This window comes from Spirillospora sp. NPDC000708 (genome assembly GCF_040299565.1).
Lineage (GTDB): Bacteria > Actinomycetota > Actinomycetes > Streptosporangiales > Streptosporangiaceae > Spirillospora.
The window spans coordinates 1-18,583 of sequence record NZ_JBEPCJ010000083.1 but is presented as its reverse complement, the minus strand read 5'-3'; the positions used below and the strand labels follow the sequence as shown (position 1 = coordinate 18,583).

19 protein-coding genes are annotated in these 18,583 nt (G+C 74.4%); 10 read left to right on the top strand and 9 right to left on the bottom strand.

From position 1 onward, the window contains the following. Window positions 1-15 precede the first annotated feature (15 nt). The gene (locus ABT299_RS40185; protein ID WP_500253962.1) at window positions 16-2,001 is read right to left on the bottom strand and encodes a hypothetical protein; all 1,986 of its coding nucleotides are present in this window, start codon (window positions 1,999-2,001) and stop codon (window positions 16-18) included. A gap of 64 nt (window positions 2,002-2,065) precedes the next feature. On the opposite strand from ABT299_RS40185, the gene ABT299_RS40180 reads away from it, so the two are divergent. Next, a complete protein-coding gene (locus ABT299_RS40180) occupies window positions 2,066-2,452 on the top strand; it encodes a VOC family protein (RefSeq protein ID WP_500253961.1) in 387 nt (128 codons plus the stop codon). 55 nt (window positions 2,453-2,507) lie between these two features. Then, complete coding sequence (locus ABT299_RS40175) at window positions 2,508-2,984, top strand: hypothetical protein (protein WP_500253960.1); 477 nt, start codon at window positions 2,508-2,510, stop codon at window positions 2,982-2,984. Between the two features lie 4 nt (window positions 2,985-2,988). Here the strand turns inward: ABT299_RS40175 and ABT299_RS40170 are convergent, their stop codons facing one another. Continuing rightward, on the bottom strand, window positions 2,989-3,792 hold the full coding sequence (locus tag ABT299_RS40170) for a hypothetical protein (protein WP_500253959.1): 804 nt from the start codon (window positions 3,790-3,792) through the stop codon (window positions 2,989-2,991). 161 nt (window positions 3,793-3,953) lie between these two features. On the opposite strand from ABT299_RS40170, the gene ABT299_RS40165 reads away from it, so the two are divergent. Further along, on the top strand, window positions 3,954-4,493 hold the full coding sequence (locus ABT299_RS40165; protein WP_500253958.1) for a DUF6939 family protein: 540 nt from the start codon (window positions 3,954-3,956) through the stop codon (window positions 4,491-4,493). Window positions 4,494-4,551: 58 nt separating this feature from the next. Here ABT299_RS40165 and ABT299_RS40160 read toward each other — a convergent pair whose 3' ends face one another. Beyond that, entirely contained in the window at window positions 4,552-4,728 is a 177-nt protein-coding gene (locus ABT299_RS40160) for a hypothetical protein (RefSeq protein WP_190868818.1), read from the bottom strand. Window positions 4,729-4,824: 96 nt separating this feature from the next. Here ABT299_RS40160 and ABT299_RS40155 point away from each other — a divergent pair, with 96 nt between their 5' ends. After that, complete coding sequence (locus ABT299_RS40155) at window positions 4,825-5,991, top strand: sensor histidine kinase (protein ID WP_190868819.1); 1,167 nt, start codon at window positions 4,825-4,827, stop codon at window positions 5,989-5,991. Next, window positions 5,979-6,620, top strand: coding sequence for a response regulator (locus ABT299_RS40150; protein ID WP_500253957.1), 642 nt, complete (start codon window positions 5,979-5,981; stop codon window positions 6,618-6,620). Before ABT299_RS40155 ends, ABT299_RS40150 begins: the two co-directional genes overlap by 13 nt. A 21-nt stretch (window positions 6,621-6,641) precedes the next feature. Here the strand turns inward: ABT299_RS40150 and ABT299_RS40145 are convergent, their stop codons facing one another. Next, complete coding sequence (locus tag ABT299_RS40145) at window positions 6,642-7,484, bottom strand: siderophore-interacting protein (protein WP_190868821.1); 843 nt, start codon at window positions 7,482-7,484, stop codon at window positions 6,642-6,644. Between the two features lie 46 nt (window positions 7,485-7,530). Beyond that, the gene (locus tag ABT299_RS40140; RefSeq protein WP_500253956.1) at window positions 7,531-8,559 is read right to left on the bottom strand and encodes an ABC transporter substrate-binding protein; all 1,029 of its coding nucleotides are present in this window, start codon (window positions 8,557-8,559) and stop codon (window positions 7,531-7,533) included. Between the two features lie 264 nt (window positions 8,560-8,823). Between ABT299_RS40140 and ABT299_RS40135 the strand changes: the two genes are divergently transcribed. The 5 genes from ABT299_RS40135 to ABT299_RS40115 all read left to right on the top strand — a co-directional run bounded on the left by ABT299_RS40135 (window position 8,824) and on the right by ABT299_RS40115 (window position 13,665). Beyond that, the gene (locus ABT299_RS40135; protein ID WP_500253955.1) at window positions 8,824-9,762 is read left to right on the top strand and encodes a FecCD family ABC transporter permease; all 939 of its coding nucleotides are present in this window, start codon (window positions 8,824-8,826) and stop codon (window positions 9,760-9,762) included. Continuing rightward, the gene (locus ABT299_RS40130; RefSeq protein ID WP_500253954.1) at window positions 9,759-10,796 is read left to right on the top strand and encodes a FecCD family ABC transporter permease; all 1,038 of its coding nucleotides are present in this window, start codon (window positions 9,759-9,761) and stop codon (window positions 10,794-10,796) included. The genes ABT299_RS40135 and ABT299_RS40130 overlap by 4 nt, the downstream gene beginning before the upstream one ends. Then, complete coding sequence (locus ABT299_RS40125; protein ID WP_190868825.1) at window positions 10,797-11,633, top strand: ABC transporter ATP-binding protein; 837 nt, start codon at window positions 10,797-10,799, stop codon at window positions 11,631-11,633. 92 nt (window positions 11,634-11,725) lie between these two features. After that, on the top strand, window positions 11,726-13,195 hold the full coding sequence (locus tag ABT299_RS40120; protein ID WP_433138921.1) for an MFS transporter: 1,470 nt from the start codon (window positions 11,726-11,728) through the stop codon (window positions 13,193-13,195). Then, complete coding sequence (locus ABT299_RS40115) at window positions 13,192-13,665, top strand: MarR family winged helix-turn-helix transcriptional regulator (RefSeq protein ID WP_190868827.1); 474 nt, start codon at window positions 13,192-13,194, stop codon at window positions 13,663-13,665. Before ABT299_RS40120 ends, ABT299_RS40115 begins: the two co-directional genes overlap by 4 nt. A gap of 7 nt (window positions 13,666-13,672) precedes the next feature. Here ABT299_RS40115 and ABT299_RS40110 read toward each other — a convergent pair whose 3' ends face one another. The 4 genes from ABT299_RS40110 to ABT299_RS40095 all read right to left on the bottom strand — a co-directional run bounded on the left by ABT299_RS40110 (window position 13,673) and on the right by ABT299_RS40095 (window position 18,353). Then, a complete protein-coding gene (locus ABT299_RS40110; RefSeq protein ID WP_190858625.1) occupies window positions 13,673-14,275 on the bottom strand; it encodes an Rv1733c family protein in 603 nt (200 codons plus the stop codon). Window positions 14,276-14,530: 255 nt separating this feature from the next. Next, window positions 14,531-15,931, bottom strand: coding sequence for a WS/DGAT/MGAT family O-acyltransferase (locus ABT299_RS40105; protein WP_500253953.1), 1,401 nt, complete (start codon window positions 15,929-15,931; stop codon window positions 14,531-14,533). Between the two features lie 221 nt (window positions 15,932-16,152). Next, a complete protein-coding gene (locus ABT299_RS40100) occupies window positions 16,153-17,673 on the bottom strand; it encodes an MFS transporter (protein ID WP_500253952.1) in 1,521 nt (506 codons plus the stop codon). Then, window positions 17,670-18,353 carry an LppX_LprAFG lipoprotein gene (locus tag ABT299_RS40095; protein WP_433238343.1) on the bottom strand — a complete coding sequence of 228 codons (684 nt, stop codon included), beginning with the start codon at window positions 18,351-18,353 and terminating at the stop codon, window positions 17,670-17,672. The genes ABT299_RS40100 and ABT299_RS40095 overlap by 4 nt, the downstream gene beginning before the upstream one ends. Window positions 18,354-18,583 lie beyond the last annotated feature (230 nt).

The window sequence follows — 18,583 nt, the reverse complement described above, 5'->3', positions numbered from 1 at the left end:
ACGGGACCCTTTTTGTTACTGGCGGGAGAGGACGCGGGTTATGCCGGCGGCGATCGTGGTGGCGAGGATCCAGCCCGAGGCGATCAGCGCGGCCGCGAGCCACTGGTAAGGGCCGCGCGGGTTGAAGGCCGGCTCCTGGCCGAAGCTGATGATCGGCAGGAGCAGGTCGAGGGTGTAGAGGAACGGGTTGAAGGCGGGCGCCTCGTCCTTCTTGAGGGGGACGGGGTGGTGCGCGGCGAACAGCACGGTTCCGATCGCGAGGAGAGCGGCCAGGAGGATTCCCGCGCGGAGCGGACGGTAGCCGTAGCCGACGGTCCAGTCCTGGGCGACGCCCCAGGCGCGGGCAAGGGGCGGGAGGGTGCGCCGGCGGCGGCGTTGCTTGGCCAGGCGGACGGTGCGGGCCTCGGCATCGCGGCCCATGCCCTGGAAGACGGCCGCGAGCTGCTCGTAGGGCTGCGGGTGGTAGCCGTCGGCGGCGTCCAGCCAGGCGAGGCGGGCGGCGAGCGGGCCGGGCTTGTCGATGGCCTGGTAGACGAACCCGTCCAGCTGAGGGCGGGCGGGCCAGCGGGCGGGGTCGTCGCGGAGGATCTCGATGCGGGCGTGCCGCAGGTCGACCGTCCCCTCGGTGAGCGTGCAGCGCGAGAACCAGAGCATGTCCGCCCGTACGCGCCGGAGGCCGAGCGCGAGGTCGTCGTAGCCGCTGATCGTCGCGTCGTCGAAGCCGAGCTCGCCGACGCGGGCGCCCGCGAGGGACATGCGGCCCGTCGCGGTGAACCCGTTCCGGCAGTTCAGGACGCCGCTGATGGTCAGGCCGTAACCGATGAGCGATCGACCGCCGGGGTTGGACAGCTGCGCGCCGTCCAGCTCGACGCTCGCCCCGAAGACCGAGTCGATCAGGCGGATCTCGCCCTCGGTGCGCAGGCCCTCGCCGGCGAGGCCGCCGGTGACCTCGGCGCGGCACAGGCCGAGCGCTTCCCCACCGGGGTCGCTGAGGTGCGCGCCGGCGAAGTCGGCCGTGCCCTGGACGGTCGCCGAGTCCAGGCAGACCCGGCCGCGCGTCCGGAACCCGTTCGCGGCGCGCAGGCTGCTGCCGACGGTGATCAGCCGCGCGTTCAGCGCGGTGCCGCCGGGGGCGTCGAGCTCGGCGCCGCTGAGCAGGAGGGTGCCGCCGATCGCCGCGGAGCGCATGCCGACCTTGCCCTCGGCGCGGAACCCTCCGTCCAGGACGGCGGCCCCGTCGATCCGGGCGCGGTCGGCGTCGAGGGCGGTACCGCCGGGGTTGGACAGCCGGGCGCCGGTCAGAACGAGGCGCCGCCCGATCCGCGCGTCCGGCAGGCGGACCTCGCCGTCGGCGGTGAGACCCCGCGCGTGCAGCCCGGACGGCAGCTCGATCCCCTCGGCGTCGAGCGCGACGGCGCCGGGGTTGGACAGGCGCGCGCCGTCGAGGACGCAGGTACCGCCGACGTGCGCGCCCTGCAGCATGACCTCGCCGGTGACCTCGGCATCGGCGGCGTCGATGTTGCGGGCGACGGTCAGCGCGTACGCCTCGACGTCCGCGAGGCGGGCCGCGCGTAGCGACAGCGTCCCGTCGATCCGGGTGCCGACGAGCTGCAGCGGGCCGTCGAGGCGGCAGTTGCGCAGCCACAGCAGGCCGTCGACCTGCGAGTCCGAGGCGAAGAGGGCGGGCAGCCGGGAGCCGGTCAGGCTGAACTGCCGTATCCGGGTGGCGTAGAGGGCGGGCGGCTCGTCGAACACGCAGTCGCGCATCAGCACCGCGTACCGGACCTCGGCGAAGGACAGGTCGAGCACGCCGGTGATCCGCGCGCCCGTGAGCCGCACCGCCGGGACCTGCCCCGCGTCGGCCGGGCGGGCGCCCAGCAGCAGCGCCGAGACGACCTCGCCGCGCACCGCCTCCCCGGTCCCGGTCAGATCGACCTTGCCCGCGTTCGGGAACGCGTCCCAGAGCGCTCGTTCCGCGTCCGACAGATCCTCGATATCCATTTGGCCCTCATGCATACACCGCCGCGGCGGGCGGCGCCACGCCACCGGCCCTAGACTCGCGTTCATGCTGCGTCTGGGCTTTCCGGTGATCGGTGTGACCGACCTCGCGCGTGCCGTGGCGTTCTGGACGGCGGCGCTGGATCTCGTGGCCGTCCCGGACTGGGAGAGCCCGAACTGGCGGACGCTGGACCACGCGGACGGGTCGGGACGGGCCCTCGGGCTGATGCGCAGCGGGTCGCCCGCCGAACCCCGCCCGCGCCTGCACCTCGACCTGTTCGTGGACAGCACCGCCGAGCAGGAGACCGAGGTCGAGCGGCTGGTCGCGCTCGGCGCGAGCCGCGTCGACTGGGACCTGTACCCGCCGGACCCCGACTTCGTCGTCCTCGCCGACCCCGACGGCAACCCCTTCTGCGTCGTCGACCTGAGCCGCGCCCCGTCCGGCTCGGGCTGAACTTCGTCCCCTGCGGACGGGTCGCCGTCCGAGGTGGTGCCGTTAGTGTCCGGGGATGGACATCGGCGAATTCATCACCGTTTTCAGGGACGGGGGTGTCCGGGCCTGGCTCGACTGGGACGCGCTCGAAGGCGCCGGTTGCGCGGTCCGCGAGCGGTTCAGCCGGTCGCCGGACGTTCTGGGCGGCCTCTTCACCGTCTGGTACCAGACCGCGGACGGAACCGACGGGGACTGGCGCAATCCCGGTGACCGGCCCCTCCGAGTGGCGGAGTGCGCGGACGCGATGGACATCTGGCCCGCCGACCGGCGGGACCGGATCCACGGGTTCGCGGACGCCTTCAGCGGCGAGGACCGGCCGGTCCAGCTCGTCCTACCGGCCTACGCGGTGGGCGGCGGCGGGGCCGTGCTGCTCGACGGCACCCACCGGGCCGTCGCGGCGCACCTGTCGGGAGCCGACGTCCGCATCATGCTCTTCGTGCTGGACGGGCCGCTCGACCCGCGCGTGCTCCCGGACCTCGGGCACCACCGCTGACGGCTCAGGAGGGCGCGCCGCCGCCCGTGGTCTCCGGCGGCGGCGCGTACTCCGCGATCGCCCGGCGCATGGAGTGGTCGAGCAGCAGGTTCCGCAGCGACTCCCACCGCTCGGATCGGCGGAGCCTCAGCACGGAACCCAGGACGACCGTCCAGAGGACGGCGGCCAGTAGTGCCGCGAGGGCGAAGAGCCAGGCCCGGGGTGCGGTCACCACCGTGAGGTCCACCGCGCCCAGCCCGATCGGGACCAGCGTGGCGGTCAGGATGTTGATCTCGGACTCGGTGGAGTCGACGCTGAAGCCGGCGGCATGGTTCTTGAGCCATGTCTTGGCATAGACGAAACGCTCGTAGGTCAGCGAATCCCGGTGGTAACCGCCGATCCACCGGCGCTCACCGGAGCGCCGGCCCTCCTCGTCCAGAGCGGCGAGATAGGGATGCGCCTCAAGGAACTCCCCGTACCGGACGGGGCCGACCAGTTCCGCGAGCGCCGCGGAGGGGTCGTCCCGCGATCGGAAGGGCGGCAGCCTTTCGAGGAGCGCGACGAACTTGAACCCCAGCTCGCGGCACACGTAGCCGACCACGTACCCGATGGCGAGGACCGCCAGGGCCGCGATGAGCGAGACGAGCACGGTGGACTGGCCGAGGCCCTTGACGACCTTCGCGCCGGACGTCCGCGAGACGAGGAAGGCGACCTCGGCGACGACGCACACGCCTGGAGCGAGAACGCTGGTGAGCTGGAGGGAGACGTAGAAGGAGAACCGTCCCTGCGCCACCTTCGCGGCGCCCAGGATGCTGTTCAACGGGTCCACCGGCACCTCCCCGCCCGAGCGTAACGATGATCTCGGCGGCCGGGGCTGTCCGGCTGTGGCCGGTCCGGCTCCGCGCGGCCCGCCCCGCCGGCGGTGGTCCAGCGCGGGCGCCCGCCCGCGTCCGGCGGGGAATGTCGGTGGCGGGTGGGAGGGTGCGGCGCGTGGGGATTCATGTGGCGAGCCGGCGGCGGGCGCCGGCGTCGGTGGAGGCGGAGTGGCCGGGGGCGGTGGTGCTGGACGTGACGTCGCGAGGCGCCCAGCCGTGGGTGCGGTTCAGCCCGTTCTACCCGCACGGCGGCATACCGGTGCCGTTCTCGGACGGGGTGACGGGCGCGTCGGTCGAGGGGATCTGGCAGGCGCTCAAGGTGTTCGAGGGTACCGACGTCGACCCGGCCCGGCTGGCGATCACGTCGATGAAGGGCATCAAGCGGACGGTCCGCAAGTACGGGGCGGTGCGCGGGCACCGGGCGGGGCTCGACGGCGACGAGCTGCTGCCGTACGGGCGGGCGCGCCGGGAGATCTACCTGCCCGCGTACCGGTGGGTGTTGGAGAACAGGGTCGCGGACCTGGTCGAGGAGGTGCGGCGGCTCGGCGAGGTGGTGCTGCTCGACTACACCGTCAACGGGGACGTGGACGACCTGTCCAAGCCCCTGTCGCACGCGGCGCTGATCGGGCTGTACGCCGAGGGCCGGTGGCCCTGACCGGCGCGGACGCCGCCCCTGCGATGGCGTCCGCGCGGAGGGCCGCCCGGCCCGGGGGTCAGGCGCGGCCGCGGGTGAAGCGGCCGGCGAACGCCCAGCCGAGGCCGAGCAGCACGCCGCCGATCGCGGCGACGAGGCCGAGGGCGGGGGTGTCGAGCACGGCGAGGAGGGCGATGAGGAGCCCGTAGAGGATCGTGAGGGCGAACAGGGCGGCCCGGACGGGGTTGTTGTTCATGCCCGCAATGCTTCCGGTGGCGGGGCGGCAGTACTATCCACCGGTCGGTGGACAGGGCGGACGGGCCGCGCGGCACGCCGGGGGAGCGGACAGGACATGAGCGGTGGCGACCCGGCGGCGGCGCGGGCGGAGGACGTCTGGTACCGGTCGTATCCCTTCTGGGACGCCTACTTCGCGCTGGTGCTGGTCGGCACGATCGCGGCGACGGCGGCGGACGGGCTGCCGCCGGGGCGGCGGTCGGCGGCGATCCTGCTGCTGGTGCTGCTGAGCACGGCGTACGTGGCGGTCGGGCGGAAGGCGCTGCGGTCCCGCGAGGAGCGGCGGCCCGGCTGCCGGCTGTACGCGGCGGCGCTGGTGCTGATGTTCGTGCCGGCGACGCTGCTGGCGCCGGTGACGTCGACGGGCCTGGCGGCGCTCGCCCCGCAGGTCTACATGGTGTACGGCACGGCCCGCGGGTTCGTGCTGATGATGGTGCTGTTCTCCGGCGCGGTCGGGTCGGCGATGGTGGCGTCCGGCGCGGGCGTGACGCTGACGCTGGTGATGATGCTGGTCGGCATCGCGTGCAGCGCGCTGCTCGCCACCTTCATCGGCCGGCTCAGCGCGCAGAACCGGGAGCGGGCCCGGCTGATCGACGAGCTGGACCGCACCCGGGACGAGCTGGCGGAGGTGAGCCGGGAGGCGGGCGTGCTCGCCGAGCGGGAGCGGCTCGCCCGCGACATCCACGACACGATCGCGCAGGGGTTCACCAGCATCGTGATGCTGGTGCAGGCGGCCGAGGCGGAGGTCGGGCCGAACCGGCACCTGGAGCTGGTGGCGCGGACGGCGCGGGAGAACCTCGCCGAGACGCGGGGGCTGGTCGCGGCGCTGGCACCGCCCGCGCTGGCGGCGGGGTCGCTGGCGGAGGCGCTGCGGCGGCTCGCCGCGGACTTCGCGCTGCCCGTCGACCTGGACGTGGAGGGCGAGCAGCGGCCGCTCGGACCGGCGGCGGAGGTGGTGCTGCTGCGGGTCGCGCAGGAGTCGCTCGCGAACGTCCGCAAGCACGCGGGCGCGCGGTCGGTGTGGATGTCGCTGGAGTTCGCGCCGGACGCGGCGCGGCTGACGGTCGCCGACGACGGCCGGGGCTTCGACCCGGAGGCGGTCGCGTCCGGGTTCGGGCTGCGCGGCATGCGCGGGCGCGTCGAGCAGGCGGGCGGCGCCCTCGCCGTGCGCAGCGGCGCCGGGGAGGGCGCCGTGGTCGAGGCGGTGCTGCCGTGCTCCGCGTGATGATCGTGGACGACCATCCGATCGTCCGGGAGGGGCTGCGCGGGATGCTGGCGGCCGAGCCCGGTCTGGAGGTGGCGGCGGAGGCGGCGAGCGGGGACGAGGCGGTCGCGCTGGTGCCGCGGGTGCGGCCCGACGTGATCCTGATGGACCTGCGGATGCCCGGCGGCGACGGGGTGAGCGCGATCGAGCGGCTCGGCCCGGGGCACCGGGTGCTGGTGCTGACGACGTTCGAGGACGACGCGGACATCGTCCGCGCCGTCCGGTCGGGGGCGGCGGGCTACCTGCTGAAGGACGCGTCCCGCACGGACCTGGCCGCCGCGATCCGGGACGTCGCGGCGGGCCGGACGGTGCTGTCGCCGTCGGTGTCGGCGCGGCTGGACGCGGCGCGGGCGAGCGAGGAGCGCGAGGCGGGTACGGCGCCCGCGCCCGCCGTGCTGTCGGCGCGGGAGGCGGAGGTCCTCGCGCTGGTCGCGCGGGGGCTGACGAACGCCGAGATCGGGGCGCGGCTGTTCATCGGGCAGGCGACGGTGAAGACGCACCTGCTGCGGGTGTTCGCGAAGCTCGACGTGTCGGACCGGACGGCGGCGGTGATGGCCGCGATCGAGCGGGGCGTCCTGCCGCCGCCCTGACACCCGTCGCCCGAAGCGGGGTCACTCCTCGGTGGCGGGGCTGCCGCCCCCGACGACCTCGGCGAGCAGGTCCTCCTCGGTGGCGCCGCGCCGCCAGTAGCCGGTGAAGGTGACGTCGCGGCGGTGCAGGCCGCGCTCGTTCACCAGGTGCCGGCGCAGCGCCTTCACGGTGGCGGACTCGCCCGCGATCCACGCGTACGCGCCGTCCGGGACGGACGAGCCGCGCACCGCGTCGAGGAGGCCGCCCGCGGAGACCCAGCCGATCTCCGCGTCGGCGTCGCTCGGCAGGTCCTGCCGGTCGCCCGGGTGCGGGGTCTCGACGAACACCCGCGCGGGCGTCCCGGCGGGCAGCCAGGCGAGGTTCCCGGCGATGGCGGGGAGCGCGGTGAGGTCGCCCGCGATCACGACGGGCCGTCCGGGCGGCGGGCGGAAGTCGCAGCCGCCGTTGTCGGGCCCGGTCGGGCCGAGCACCGCGACGCGGTCGCCGGGGCGGGCCGCCGACGCCCAGCGGGACGCCGGGCCGGACGTCCCGCCGGGGTGCAGCGCGAAGTCGACGTCCAGCTCGCCGGGGCGCTGCGCCCGCACGGTGTAGGACCGCATGATGCCGCGCTCGGCCGGGTCGAGCGCGCGCCAGTCGGCGAACCAGGTGTCGGCCGACCGGTCGTCCGGGATGACGGGCGCGTCCTGGTGCGGATGCGGCAGGAAGATCTTGAACCGCTGGTCGCGCCCGCCGCCGGCGAAGCCGCCGGGGCGGCCGTCCAGGCACGTCCCGCCGAAGGTGACCCGGACCATCGAGGGGCCGAGCGGCGCGGACCGCAGGACGTGCAGGTCGAAGAAGGCGTACGGGTGGCTGGGGGTCCTCATCGCTGTGCCTTTCGGTGGACGCGGGCCGGCGGTCGCGGCCGCTGGGTCAGCCGGTCTTCTTCGCGGTGCGGACGGTCTGGGCGAGGGCCTCGATGATCGGCGCGCACCCCTCGTAGGAGAAGCGGGGCTCGGGCTGCCAGGCGATGACCTGGCCGGCCTTCACCGCGGGCAGGTCCTTCCAGGACGGCTTCGAGCGGAGGTCCTTCGGCTGCAGGGCCTGCGTGCGGCTGTCGAGCATGATGACGTCGGCCTTGTACTTGTCGGCGTTCTCCCAGCTCAGGTCCTCGAAGTAGCCGTCCTGGCCGAGCTTGTCCGGCACGATGAGGTCGAGGCCGAGCTCCTTGAAGTAGATGAGGTCGGTGTTCTTGTTCGGGCTGGAGGCGTAGAACAGGTCGGGGCTGGCGGACGCGGCGAGGACCTTCAGCCCGGCGTTGGCCTTCACGGCGGCGCGCAGCGACTCGACGGCCTTGTCGAAGCGGGCCTTGGCGGCGGTGACCTTGGCGGACCCCAGGTCGGCGCCGAGCGCGGCGGCGAGCGCGGCGGTCCGCTCGATCGGCTTCGGCAGCGCGACGGAGCCGGCGGAGATCGCGACCTGCGGCGCCAGCGCGTAGATCTTGTCCTTGCTCTCGGCCGGAACGTAGAACAGCTCGTCCTTGATGAACATGTTGTCCACGAGCAGTTCGGGGCGGAGCGAGGCGTACTTCTCGATGTTGAACTCGCCGTAGGCGTTGCCGATGATGGTCAGCCGGTCGACGGGCAGGTTCCCGGCCTGGGGGTCGGGCTTGCCGTCCTTCAGCTTCGTCGGCCCGTAGACGCCGACGATCTGCCGGTCCACGCCGAAGTCGTAGAGGGCGGCGAGGGCGCCGACGTATCCGACGACGCGCGTCGGGCGCGACTTGAGCTTCACGGCGGTGCCGCGGTCGTCGGTGAAGGTCCAGGCGCCGCCGGACGGGGACGCCTCGCTCTTCCCGCCGCCGCCTCCGCCGCACGCGCTGATCAGGGCGCCGAGGGCGACGGCGCCGCCGGCGCCGAGAAGGCCGCGGCGGGTGAGGGAGGGGGAGGGGGATGTCCACATTTTCGGCTGCTCATCTCTCATCGAACGCTATGGCCGGATTCCGGCCCGATGGGCGCTTAGGTTAACCTAACCTAAGTCGTTGTCCAGTGGCAGGGGGCGGGTCGTCGCCCCCGTCCGTCCCCCCGGAGCCAGCCCGTGCCGTTGACCAGAACCGCGCCACCGACGGCCCCAGCGCCCGCGCCCGCCGCACGTCCGCCGGCACCCGCGCGGCGCCAATCCGCCTGCGCGTTAGGGCTGGTCGCGGCGGTACTGCTGCTCCTGACCGTGCTCGTCCTGAGCCTCGCGGTCGGCGCGAGACCGCTGTCGGTCGGCCAGGCGTGGGACGGGCTCCTGCACCGCGGGTCGGGCTCCTACACCGTCGTCCACCAGATGCGCCTGCCGCGCACCCTGCTCGGGCTCCTCGCGGGCATCGCGCTCGGGCTGGCCGGCGCGGTGATGCAGGCGCTCACCCGGAACCCGCTCGCTGACCCCGGCCTCCTCGGCATCAACGCGGGCGCGTCCGCCGCCGTCGTGTCCGCGATCTCCTTCTTCGGCATCGTCTCGTTCGCCGGGTTCGTGTGGTTCGCGTTCGCGGGCGCCGGGGCGGTGGCCGTGCTGCTGTACGCGGTCGGCGGCGGGCGCGGCGCGACGCCCGCGCGGCTCGCGCTCGCCGGGTCCGCGCTCAACGCCGCGCTGTACTCCTACGTCAACGCCGTCCAGCTGCTCGACACCGCGTCCCTCGACCGGATGCGGTTCTGGACGGTCGGGTCCCTCGCCGCCGCGCAGATGTCCACGGTCGAGAAGGTCGCGCCGTTCGTCGCGGTCGGGCTCGTCCTGGCGCTGCTGCTGGCCCGCCCGCTGAACGCCATGGCGATGGGCGAGGACGCGGCGCGCGCGCTCGGCGCCCGCCCCGGGCGCGCCAAGATCCTGGCGATCGCCGCCGTCACGCTGCTGTGCGGCGCCGCGACCGCGGCCTGCGGGCCGATCATCTTCGTCGGGCTGATGGTGCCGCACCTCGTCCGCGCGCTGACCGGGCCCGACCTGCGCTGGCTGCTGCCGTACTGCGCGGTGCTCGCGCCCGCGCTGATGCTGGCCGCGGACGTGCTCGGACGCGTCGTCGTCCGGCCGTCCGAGCTCCAGGTCGGGATCGTGATGGTGGTCGCCGGCGGGCCGGTGTTCCTCTACTTCGTCCGGCGGCCGCGCAGCAAGGCGGTCGCGGCGTGAAGCCCGCCGTCGTCAGGACGCCGAACGGGCTGTCGCTGCGGTTCCGCCCGCGCGCGCTCGCGGTCGCCGTCCTCTGCCTGCTCGTCGCGCTGGGCGTCAGCGTGCTGCTGATCGGCAGCGGCGACTTCCCGATGGGCCCCGCCGGCGTCGTCCGGACGCTGCTGGGGAACGGCACGCCCGCCGACTCGCTGATCGTGAACGAGATCCGGCTGCCCCGCGCGGCGGCCGGGCTCGCGGTCGGCGCCGCGCTCGGGCTGGCCGGCGCGATCTTCCAGTCGCTGACCCGCAACCCGCTCGGCAGCCCGGACGTGCTCGGCTTCACCCAGGGCGCGGCGAGCGGCGTGCTCGGCGTGATCGTGCTGACCGGCGGCGGCAGCGCGGCCGTCGCGGCGGGGGCCGTCGGCGGCGGGCTGCTCACCGGCGCCCTCGTGTACGCGGTGGCCGGCCGGCACGGCGCGCACGGGCAGCGGCTGATCCTCGTCGGCATCGGCGTCGCCGCGATCCTCACCGGTGTGAACGGCTACCTGCTCACCCAGGCGAAGATCACCGACGCGGCGCGCGCCGTGCTGTGGCTGACCGGCAGCCTGGACGGCCGGGACTGGGCCGACGCGGCGCCCGTCCTCGCCGCCCTCGCCGTGCTCGGGCCGCTGGTGGTGATCGGCTGCGGGCGCGCGCTGCGGATGCTGGAGATGGGCGACGACGCGGCGCACGGCCTCGGCGTCCCGATCGAGCGGGTCCGGCTGATCATGCTGGCCGCGGCCGTGCTGCTCGCCTCGCTCGCCGCGGCGGCCGCGGGGCCGGTGTCGTTCGTGGCGCTGACCGCGCCGCAGCTCGCCCGCCGGCTGACCCGCACGCCCGGGCCCAACCTGCTGCCGTCCATGTGCATGGGCGCGGCGCTGCTGGTGGCGGCCGACTGGGCCGCGCAGCGCGCGTTCACCGGCCACCAGCTCCCGGTCGGCGTGGTGACCGGGCTGCTCGGCGGCGGCTACCTGGTCTGGCTCCTCGTGACCCAACGCAAGACGGGACGGATCTGAATGAAGGACGCGAACGCGCGGCTGAGCGGCACGGGCCTCACCCTGGCCTACGACAGGCGCACCATCGCGCGCGACCTCGACGTCGCGGTGCCGGACGGCTCGTTCACCGTGATCGTCGGGCCGAACGCGTGCGGCAAGTCGACCCTGCTGCGGGCGCTCGCGCGCATCCTCAAGCCCGCGTCCGGCACCGTCGTGCTGGACGGCGAGCCGATCGCGGCATGGCCCGCCAAGAAGCTCGCCCGCACCCTCGGGCTGCTGCCGCAGTCGTCGATCGCGCCGGAGGGCATCACGGTCGCCGACCTGGTCTCGCGCGGCCGGTACCCGCACCAGGGGCTGCTGCGGCAGTGGTCCCGCGAGGACGAGCGGGTCGTCACCGAGTCGATGGAGGCGACCGGCGTCGCCGCGCTGGCGGACCGCCCGGTGGACGAGCTGTCCGGCGGGCAGCGGCAGCGGGTGTGGATCGCGATGGCGCTCGCGCAGCAGACGCCGCTGCTGCTGCTGGACGAGCCGACCACCTACCTCGACATCGCCCACCAGATCGAGGTGCTGGACCTGTGCGCGCGGCTGCACGAGGAGGGCCGCACCGTCGTCGCCGTCCTGCACGACCTGAACCACGCGGCGCGGTACGCCACCCACATGATCGCGATGCGGGACGGGGCGATCGTGGCGGAGGGCGAGCCGGGGGCCGTGGTCACGGCGGAGCTGGTCGAGGAGGTGTTCCGGCTGCCGTGCCGGGTGATCGACTGCCCGGAGACCGGGACGCCGCTCGTCGTCCCGGCGGCGCGCGCGGCCCGCACCGCCCGCGCCGCTCGCGCGGAGTCCCACCAGGTCGGCTGAGGTGCGGCGGGGTGATGGGGGACACAGGCGGCGGACCCCGGAAATAGTTGTACGCTTATAACCGTTGTACGCGTACAACGATTGGAGTCCGCTTGACCGACCTCACTCCCCGCCGCCGGATCCTGGTGCTGGCCATCTGCTGCATGAGCCTGCTCATCGTCAGCCTGGACAACACCATCCTGAACGTCGCGCTGCCCACGCTGCGGCGCGAGTTCCACAGCTCGGTGTCCGGCCTGCAATGGACCATCGACGCCTACCTCATCGTCCTCGCCTCGCTGCTCATCCTCGCCGGCTCCACCGCCGACCGGATCGGCCGCCGCCGCGTCTTCCAGACCGGGCTCGCGCTGTTCGTGCTCGGCTCGGTGCTGTGCAGCCTCGCCCCGTCCCTCGGCTGGCTCGTCGGCGCCCGGGTCGTGCAGGCCGTCGGCGGCTCGATGCTCAACCCGGTCGCCATGTCGATCATCACGAACGTGTTCACCGAGCCCCGCGAGCGCGCCCGCGCCATCGGCGTGTGGGGCGCCGTCGTCGGGCTCAGCATGGCGATGGGCCCGCTCGTCGGCGGCGTCCTCGTCGACTCGGTCGGCTGGCGCTCCATCTTCTGGCTGAACGTGCCGATCGGGCTGGCCGCGCTCGCGCTGACCGCGCTGTACGTGCCGGAGTCCCGCGCCGAGCGGCCGCGCCGCGCCGACCCGGCCGGCCAGCTCTTCATGATCGCGCTGCTCGGCACCCTGACCTACGCGATCATCGAGGGCCCGGGCCGCGGCTGGGGCGACCCCGCCGTGCTCGGCGCCGCCGCCGTCGCCGCGCTCAGCCTCGCCGGGTTCGTCCGGCACGCGCTGCGCACCCCCGAACCGCTGATCGACCTGCGCTTCTTCCGCAGCGTCCCGTTCGCCGGCGCGACCGTCATCGCGGTGTCGGAGTTCGCGGCGCTCGGCGGGTTCATGTTCCTCAACGCCCTCTATCTGCAGGACGTGCGGGGGATGTCGGCCCTGCACGCCGGCCTCTACCTGCTGCCGATGGCCGCGATGAGCGCCGTGTTCGCGCCGCTGTCCGGGCGCCTCGTCGGCAGCCGCGGGCCCCGCCCCTCGCTCGTCGTCGCGGGCGCCGCGACGCTCGCCAGCGCGGTGCTCATCGCCGCGTTCGACGCCGAGACCCACGACGTCACGCTCTTCATCGCCTACGTCCTGTTCGGCATCGGGTTCGGCATGGTCAACTCGCCGATCACCAACACCGCGGTGTCCGGGATGCCGCGCGCGCAGGCGGGCGTCGCCGCCGCCGTCGCGTCCACCAGCCGGCAGGTCGGCCAGGCCCTCGGCGTCGCGGTGATCGGCGCGGTCCTCGCCGCCGGCACGTCCGGCGCGCGCTCCGGCGGGACCGGCTTCGTGGACGCCGCCCGCCCGGCATACTGGGTGCTGGCCGGCTGCGCCGCCGTCGTGCTGGTGCTCGGCGTGCTCACCACCGGGCGCCGCGCGGCCCGCAGCGCGGAGCGGACGGCCGCGCTGTTCGAGACCGCCGAGCCGGCCCCCGGCGAACACCACGTGACGGGAGCGAGCACCCGATGAAGCAGCCCGGCCCCGCGTCCGGCAGATCGTCCGCCCCCGCGGCGGGCGACCAGCCGGACCTGGCCGCCCGCGCCTGGCGCAACCTCGGCATCCTCATGCACGAGCGCAGCGACCGGCGCGCCGAGGTCACCGAGGCGCTCGGCATGAGCTTCTTCCGGGTCAAGGCGCTGCGCCGGCTGGCCGCCGCGCCCGAACCGCTCACCCTGCGCGGCCTCGCCGACCGGCTCGTCTCCGACCGCCCCTACGTCACCCTCGTGGTGGACGACCTGGTCGAGCGCGGCCTCGTCGAGCGCACCGCGAACCCGGCCGACCGCCGGTCCAAGCTCGTGACCGTCACCGCCGCCGGCCGCGCCGTCGCCGCCGAGGCCGAGCGGATCCTCAGCACCCCGCCGGCCGCCCTCTACGAGCTCTCCCCGGAGGAGCTGGCCGTCCTCGACCGGGTGGCCGCCCGGCTGGTCGAGGACGACTAGCCGGTCCTCACCGCTGGCCGGCCGCGTCCATGCGGGCCCAGTCGGCCTCCCACATCTCGTCGCGGCGGCGGTCGCAGCGGCGGCGGACCAGCAGGTACGCCAGCAGGATCGGCATCGCCACGCCGAGGACCGCGGCCGTCGAGGCGTAGGCCGCGTCGGTGACCGTCCGGCTGTGCGGGCGCGGGCGGACCGTCGGATCGCCCTTGGCGTCGATCCAGATCGTCCGGTGCGCGCCGACCTTCGCGTTCTTCCAGCTCGGCAGCGTCCCGGTGCGGGTCGCGCCGCCGGCGCCGGGCCAGGTCGCCTGCACGGTCTCGTGGATGTAGCGGTCGCCCGAGGAGCCGATGCCGCCCGTCGAGACGACGGTGGCGACCACCTGGTGCCGCTGCGCCCGCTCGGCGCGCTCGGCGGCGCCGCCGGCGTGGTACGACCACGTTCCGGCCCAGAACGCCAGCGGCGGTGCCACCGCGAGCATCAGCAGGAGCAGCCCCAGCGCGATCGTCCGCTGCACGCGGTCGATGTGCCTGCGCAGCTCGTTGTGCTCCAGGCCGAGCCTGCGGCGCAGCCTGACGGCCGGTCCGCCGCCACGTCCGGCGCGGGACCCGCGCATCTGCGTCACCTCCCCGGGGCGTGCCCACCCGGCAGGGGGTCCTGGACCCTCATTCCCCAGGATATTCCCGAGTTCGAAGATCGGCACATGATCGGTGACCGAATCCTTTCCCAGGTGGGGCCCGGCACGTCGATGCGGTGGCCTGATGCGGGCCCCGCCTGGGCGGGGCCCCCCCCCCCCTCCCCGGGGCGCCCCGCTCCTGGGGGGGGGGGGCCCCCCCCCCCCCCCCCAACCCCCGGGCCCGCCCGCGGTTCCTCAGGGGGTTCGCGGGCCGGCCGGACGGGCGCCGTCCGCCGCCCGCACCAGCTCGTCCAGCCCGGCCTGCACGCCCTTCGCCAGCACGTCCAGGTCCGGCATCGCGTCGAAGTCGCCGGTGATCCCGAAATGGAGCGTCCCGCAGTACGACACGATCGCGGTCGCGACCCGGATGCCGCCGGTCAGCGGCACGTACGGGTGCATCTCCAGGACGCGGCGCCCCATCACGTACAGCGGGAAGTCGGGGCCCGGCACGTTCGTCGTGACCGTCTGCACGATGTCCTGGCGCAGCCGCACCGGGATCCGCGCGGCCAGCGACAGCAGCGCCGGCGCCACGGCCGTGTCGGTGAGCCGGGTGATCGCCTGCGTCCCGGCGGCCTGGTTGCTGCGCTTGACGTCGTCGGTCTGCTCGCGGACGCGGCGCAGCCGCTCGAGCGGGTCCTCCACGCCCACCGGCAGGTTCACGAACACGGCCGCGACCCGGTTGTTCAGCTCGCCGCGCTCGTCCGCGCCGCGGTGCGACACCGGCACCGCCGTCCGCACGACGGTGTCGTCCTCCAGCCGCCCGCGCGCGTTCAGCAGGTCGCGGTACCCGGCGGACACCGCGGTCAGCACGATGTCGTTGACCGTCCCGCCGAGCGCCTTGCGGGCCGCCTTCACCTCGTCCAGCGGCACCCGCTGCCAGCACCAGCGCCGGTGCGGGCCGATCGGCCCGTTCAGGCAGCCCGCCGACGGGCTGGCGAACCGGGCGGTCGCGCGGGTCAACCCGGACGCGAACTCGCGCAGCCGGTGCGCCTCCCGGACCGCGCCCGCGCTGCGCGCCACATCCGTGAGCTGGCGCAGCGGGCGGGTGACGGTGCGGCGCGCGGCGTCCGCCAGCAGCGCCAGGTCGGACGGCTCGGCGTCCGGCTCCCACGGCTCGGTCTCGCGGGGCTGCTCGAACTCGGGGGACAGGTCGAACAGCACGGTCGCGAGGTCCATGCCGGCGATGCCGTCCACCATGCAGTGGTGCACCTTCGCGATCATCGCCCAGCGCCCGCCGGTCAGGCCCTCGACCAGCCAGATCTCCCACAGCGGCTTCGCCGGGTCGAGGCGCTGCGCGAGGACCCGGCCGGACAGGTTGCGCAGCTGCTCGTCGTTGCCCGGCGCCGGGAGGGCGGTGTGCCGGACGTGGTACAGGATGTTGAAATGCGGATCGTCCACCCAGACGGGCCGTCCGAGGTGCAGGGGGACGCCCCGCACGCGCTGCCGGTACCGGGGGACGAGGGGCAGCTTCGCGGCGATCGTCCTGACCACGTCGCCGTACGAGGGCGCGGGCCCCTCGAAGACGACCACCGACGCGACGTGCAGGGGCGTGTTCTCGTCCTCCAGGAGGTAGAAGCTGGCGTCCAGTCCGCTCATCCGATGCACGGGCTCACCGTCTTTCTGCCGCGGTTCCGCGGGGTCGGGGGGGAAGCGCCACCGGCCGGGCCGCCGGGGCGCGGGCGGCGGAGCAAGTCACGCTAACCAGGCGCCGCGCGAACCACGGGAACAACGCGCCCGGTGTGAGCGATGTGGCAGCCGAGCATGGCCGGATCCGGCCATTTCTTCTCCGGCTCTTGCGTCCCGGGCGAACCGCGAGGTCAGCGCGCGGCCAGGCTCTCCGCCGGCTCCGCCGCGGGCTCCGCGCCGTCCCGCCGCGCCCCCGCCACCAGCGCCAGCACGGCGCCCAGCACGCACATCCCCGCCGTGATCCAGAAGATCTCCCGGTACTCCGCCCGCAGCGCGTCCCGCACCGCCGCCTTGTACACGGTCATCTCCTTCGCGAACTCCGCCTTCGACATCAGGAACGGCAGCGGCGGCTGCAGATGCGCCGTCAGCACGTGGAACCGGTGGAAGCCCCATGCCGACAGCGCCGAGATCCCGAGCAGCATCCCCATCATCCGCGCGACCACCACGGCCGCCGACGCCACCCCGTGCCGCGCCGGCGGCACGAACGCCAGCACCGCCGACGACACCGGAGCGATCACCAGGCCCAGCCCGAGCCCCGTCACCACGAGGTCGACGTCCATTCGCGGCAGCGGCCCGTACGACGCGTGCGCCAGGTCCGCCGGCCACCCCGCGATCAGCACGTAACCGACCGCGGAGACGAGCATCCCCGCCGCCATCGGCCACCGCTCGCCGACGCGCCGCGCGACGACCCCGCCCGCCACCGCCGCGACCGGCAGCGCCACCAGGAACCGCGTCAGCAGCAGCGCGCCCTCGGTCTCGTCCTTGTTCAGGACGGTCTGCGCGACGAGCACCACGTCCACCAGCGTCACCATCAGCGCCGCCCCCGACAGGAAGCTCACGCCCAGCGTCGCCAGCAGCGGCCCGCGCCGCACACCGCCGAGGTCCAGCAGCCTCGTCCGGGCCCTGACCTCCCACAGCACGAACACCGCGAGGACCACGACGCCCGCCGCCATCACGGGCAGCCCCCACGACGGCAGCGCCGACTTCTCCGGATCCGGGTTGTAGACCCCCACGACCAGCAGGGCGAGGCCCGCCGCCAGCAGCAGCCCGCCCACCACGTCCACGCCAGGGCGCGGCCCCTCCGGCCGCCCGCCCGGCACCGTGAGCTGCACCGCCACGATCGCGAGCACCGCCAGCGGCACGTTGATCCAGAAGATCGCGCGCCACTCCAGCGCCGCCGCGATCCCCGCCCCGTACAGCGGTCCGAGCACGCTCCCCAGCTCCTGCGCCGCGCCCACCGCGCCCAGCACCACCGGACGCCGCCGCTCGTCCCACAGGTCCCCGGCCAGCGCCATCGTCACCGGCAGCAGCGCACCGCCCGCCACCCCCTGGACGACCCGCCCCGCCGTCAGCACCGGCACGTCCTGCGCCAGCGCCGTCACCACCGACCCGGCCGCGAAGAACACCAGGCACGCCTGCAGCAGCGGCCGCCGCCCGAACCGGTCCGACAGCTGCCCGAGCAGCGGCATCGCCGCCACGTACCCGAGCAGGAACCCGGTGAGCACCGGCGTGATCCGCTCCAGCCGGTTCACCGGGACGCCCAGGTCCTTCACCACCGGCATCAGGATCGTCGTCACGACGTAGGCGTCCAGCGCGGCCAGCAGCACCACCGCGCCGCCGGCCCCGATCGCGATCCCGCGCCGCGCGGTCACTTCGGAGCGCTGATCTTGTAGGGGGCGTTGAAGTCGGTGAACGTGATCACCACGGCGCCCTGCCCCTTCGGGAACGCCCCCCGCACCTTCAGCAGCCGCCCGTCGGCCTTGCTCACCCACACCTGCCCGGCGAGATCGTCGCCGATCCCCGGGATCAGCCCCCCGACCTGGTCCTGCGGCAGCGTCGCCGCGACCCGGTAGGCCTCCTTGCCGTCCACCTTCTCCACGGCCTCGGCCTTCGGCGCCTGCAGCGAGCCCAGCAGCTTGGCGATGCCCCGGTTCGGGTCGAGCACCGCCGACGGGTCGTACACCGCCGACGCCATCGACTTCGGCAGCTTCCGCCAGCCGCCCGTCCCCGCGTCCAGGTAGAACGTGTCGCCCTTCGCGACGACCTTCGCCTCGACGTTCTGGCCCGACTGCTCGAGGGTCAGCGTCCCCTGCGCGTCGCCGTCCCGGAGCAGCTTCATGTCGCCGCCCTTGACCATGATCGGCGTCTTGCCGTCCGACGTCACCGTGAACGCGACGCTCTTCAGGTCCGCCATGGCGCCGGCCGACCGCTTCAGCGTCTGCGCCCCGTCGAAGTCCGCCTTCGGCGCCGGCTTGTCGGACCCGCCGCCCCCGCACGCACCGGCCAGCAGCACGAGCGACAGCGGGACAAGACCGAGGAATCGTCTGGACATACGCGGACCCTACCGACCGGTCACCCCGCCAGTCACTCGGCACCAGGTCTGACTTCCCCTAGTCCCGGAGTACGAGTTGATCGGCATTGCCCTTGGCGTCAGGCCGCTAGACGGCCTTCCTTCGGCGGGCGATGTGTGCGATCGCTGCATCGCTCCGACTCGCCCTGGGGGCTCGCTGCGCGATCAAGTTCTCGCAAGCTCGAACTTGGCTTCGCTCGCGATCGCGACGG

Excerpts from the sequence above, each read along its gene's own strand:
- ABT299_RS40160 (WP_190868818.1), bottom strand. The coding sequence starts at position 4,728 with ATGAACAACAACCCCGTCCGGGCCGCCCTGTTCGCCCTCACGATCCTC.
- ABT299_RS40095 (WP_433238343.1), bottom strand. The coding sequence starts at position 18,353 with ATGTCCAGACGATTCCTCGGTCTTGTCCCGCTGTCGCTCGTGCTGCTG.
- ABT299_RS40175 (WP_500253960.1), top strand. The coding sequence starts at position 2,508 with ATGGACATCGGCGAATTCATCACCGTTTTCAGGGACGGGGGTGTCCGG.
- ABT299_RS40110 (WP_190858625.1), bottom strand. The coding sequence starts at position 14,275 with ATGCGCGGGTCCCGCGCCGGACGTGGCGGCGGACCGGCCGTCAGGCTG.
- ABT299_RS40180 (WP_500253961.1), top strand. The coding sequence starts at position 2,066 with ATGCTGCGTCTGGGCTTTCCGGTGATCGGTGTGACCGACCTCGCGCGT.
- ABT299_RS40125 (WP_190868825.1), top strand. The coding sequence starts at position 10,797 with ATGAAGGACGCGAACGCGCGGCTGAGCGGCACGGGCCTCACCCTGGCC.
- ABT299_RS40185 (WP_500253962.1), bottom strand. The coding sequence starts at position 2,001 with ATGGATATCGAGGATCTGTCGGACGCGGAACGAGCGCTCTGGGACGCG.
- ABT299_RS40140 (WP_500253956.1), bottom strand. The coding sequence starts at position 8,559 with ATGTGGACATCCCCCTCCCCCTCCCTCACCCGCCGCGGCCTTCTCGGC.
- ABT299_RS40115 (WP_190868827.1), top strand. The coding sequence starts at position 13,192 with ATGAAGCAGCCCGGCCCCGCGTCCGGCAGATCGTCCGCCCCCGCGGCG.
- ABT299_RS40105 (WP_500253953.1), bottom strand. The coding sequence starts at position 15,931 with ATGAGCGGACTGGACGCCAGCTTCTACCTCCTGGAGGACGAGAACACG.
- ABT299_RS40145 (WP_190868821.1), bottom strand. The coding sequence starts at position 7,484 with ATGAGGACCCCCAGCCACCCGTACGCCTTCTTCGACCTGCACGTCCTG.
- ABT299_RS40155 (WP_190868819.1), top strand. The coding sequence starts at position 4,825 with ATGAGCGGTGGCGACCCGGCGGCGGCGCGGGCGGAGGACGTCTGGTAC.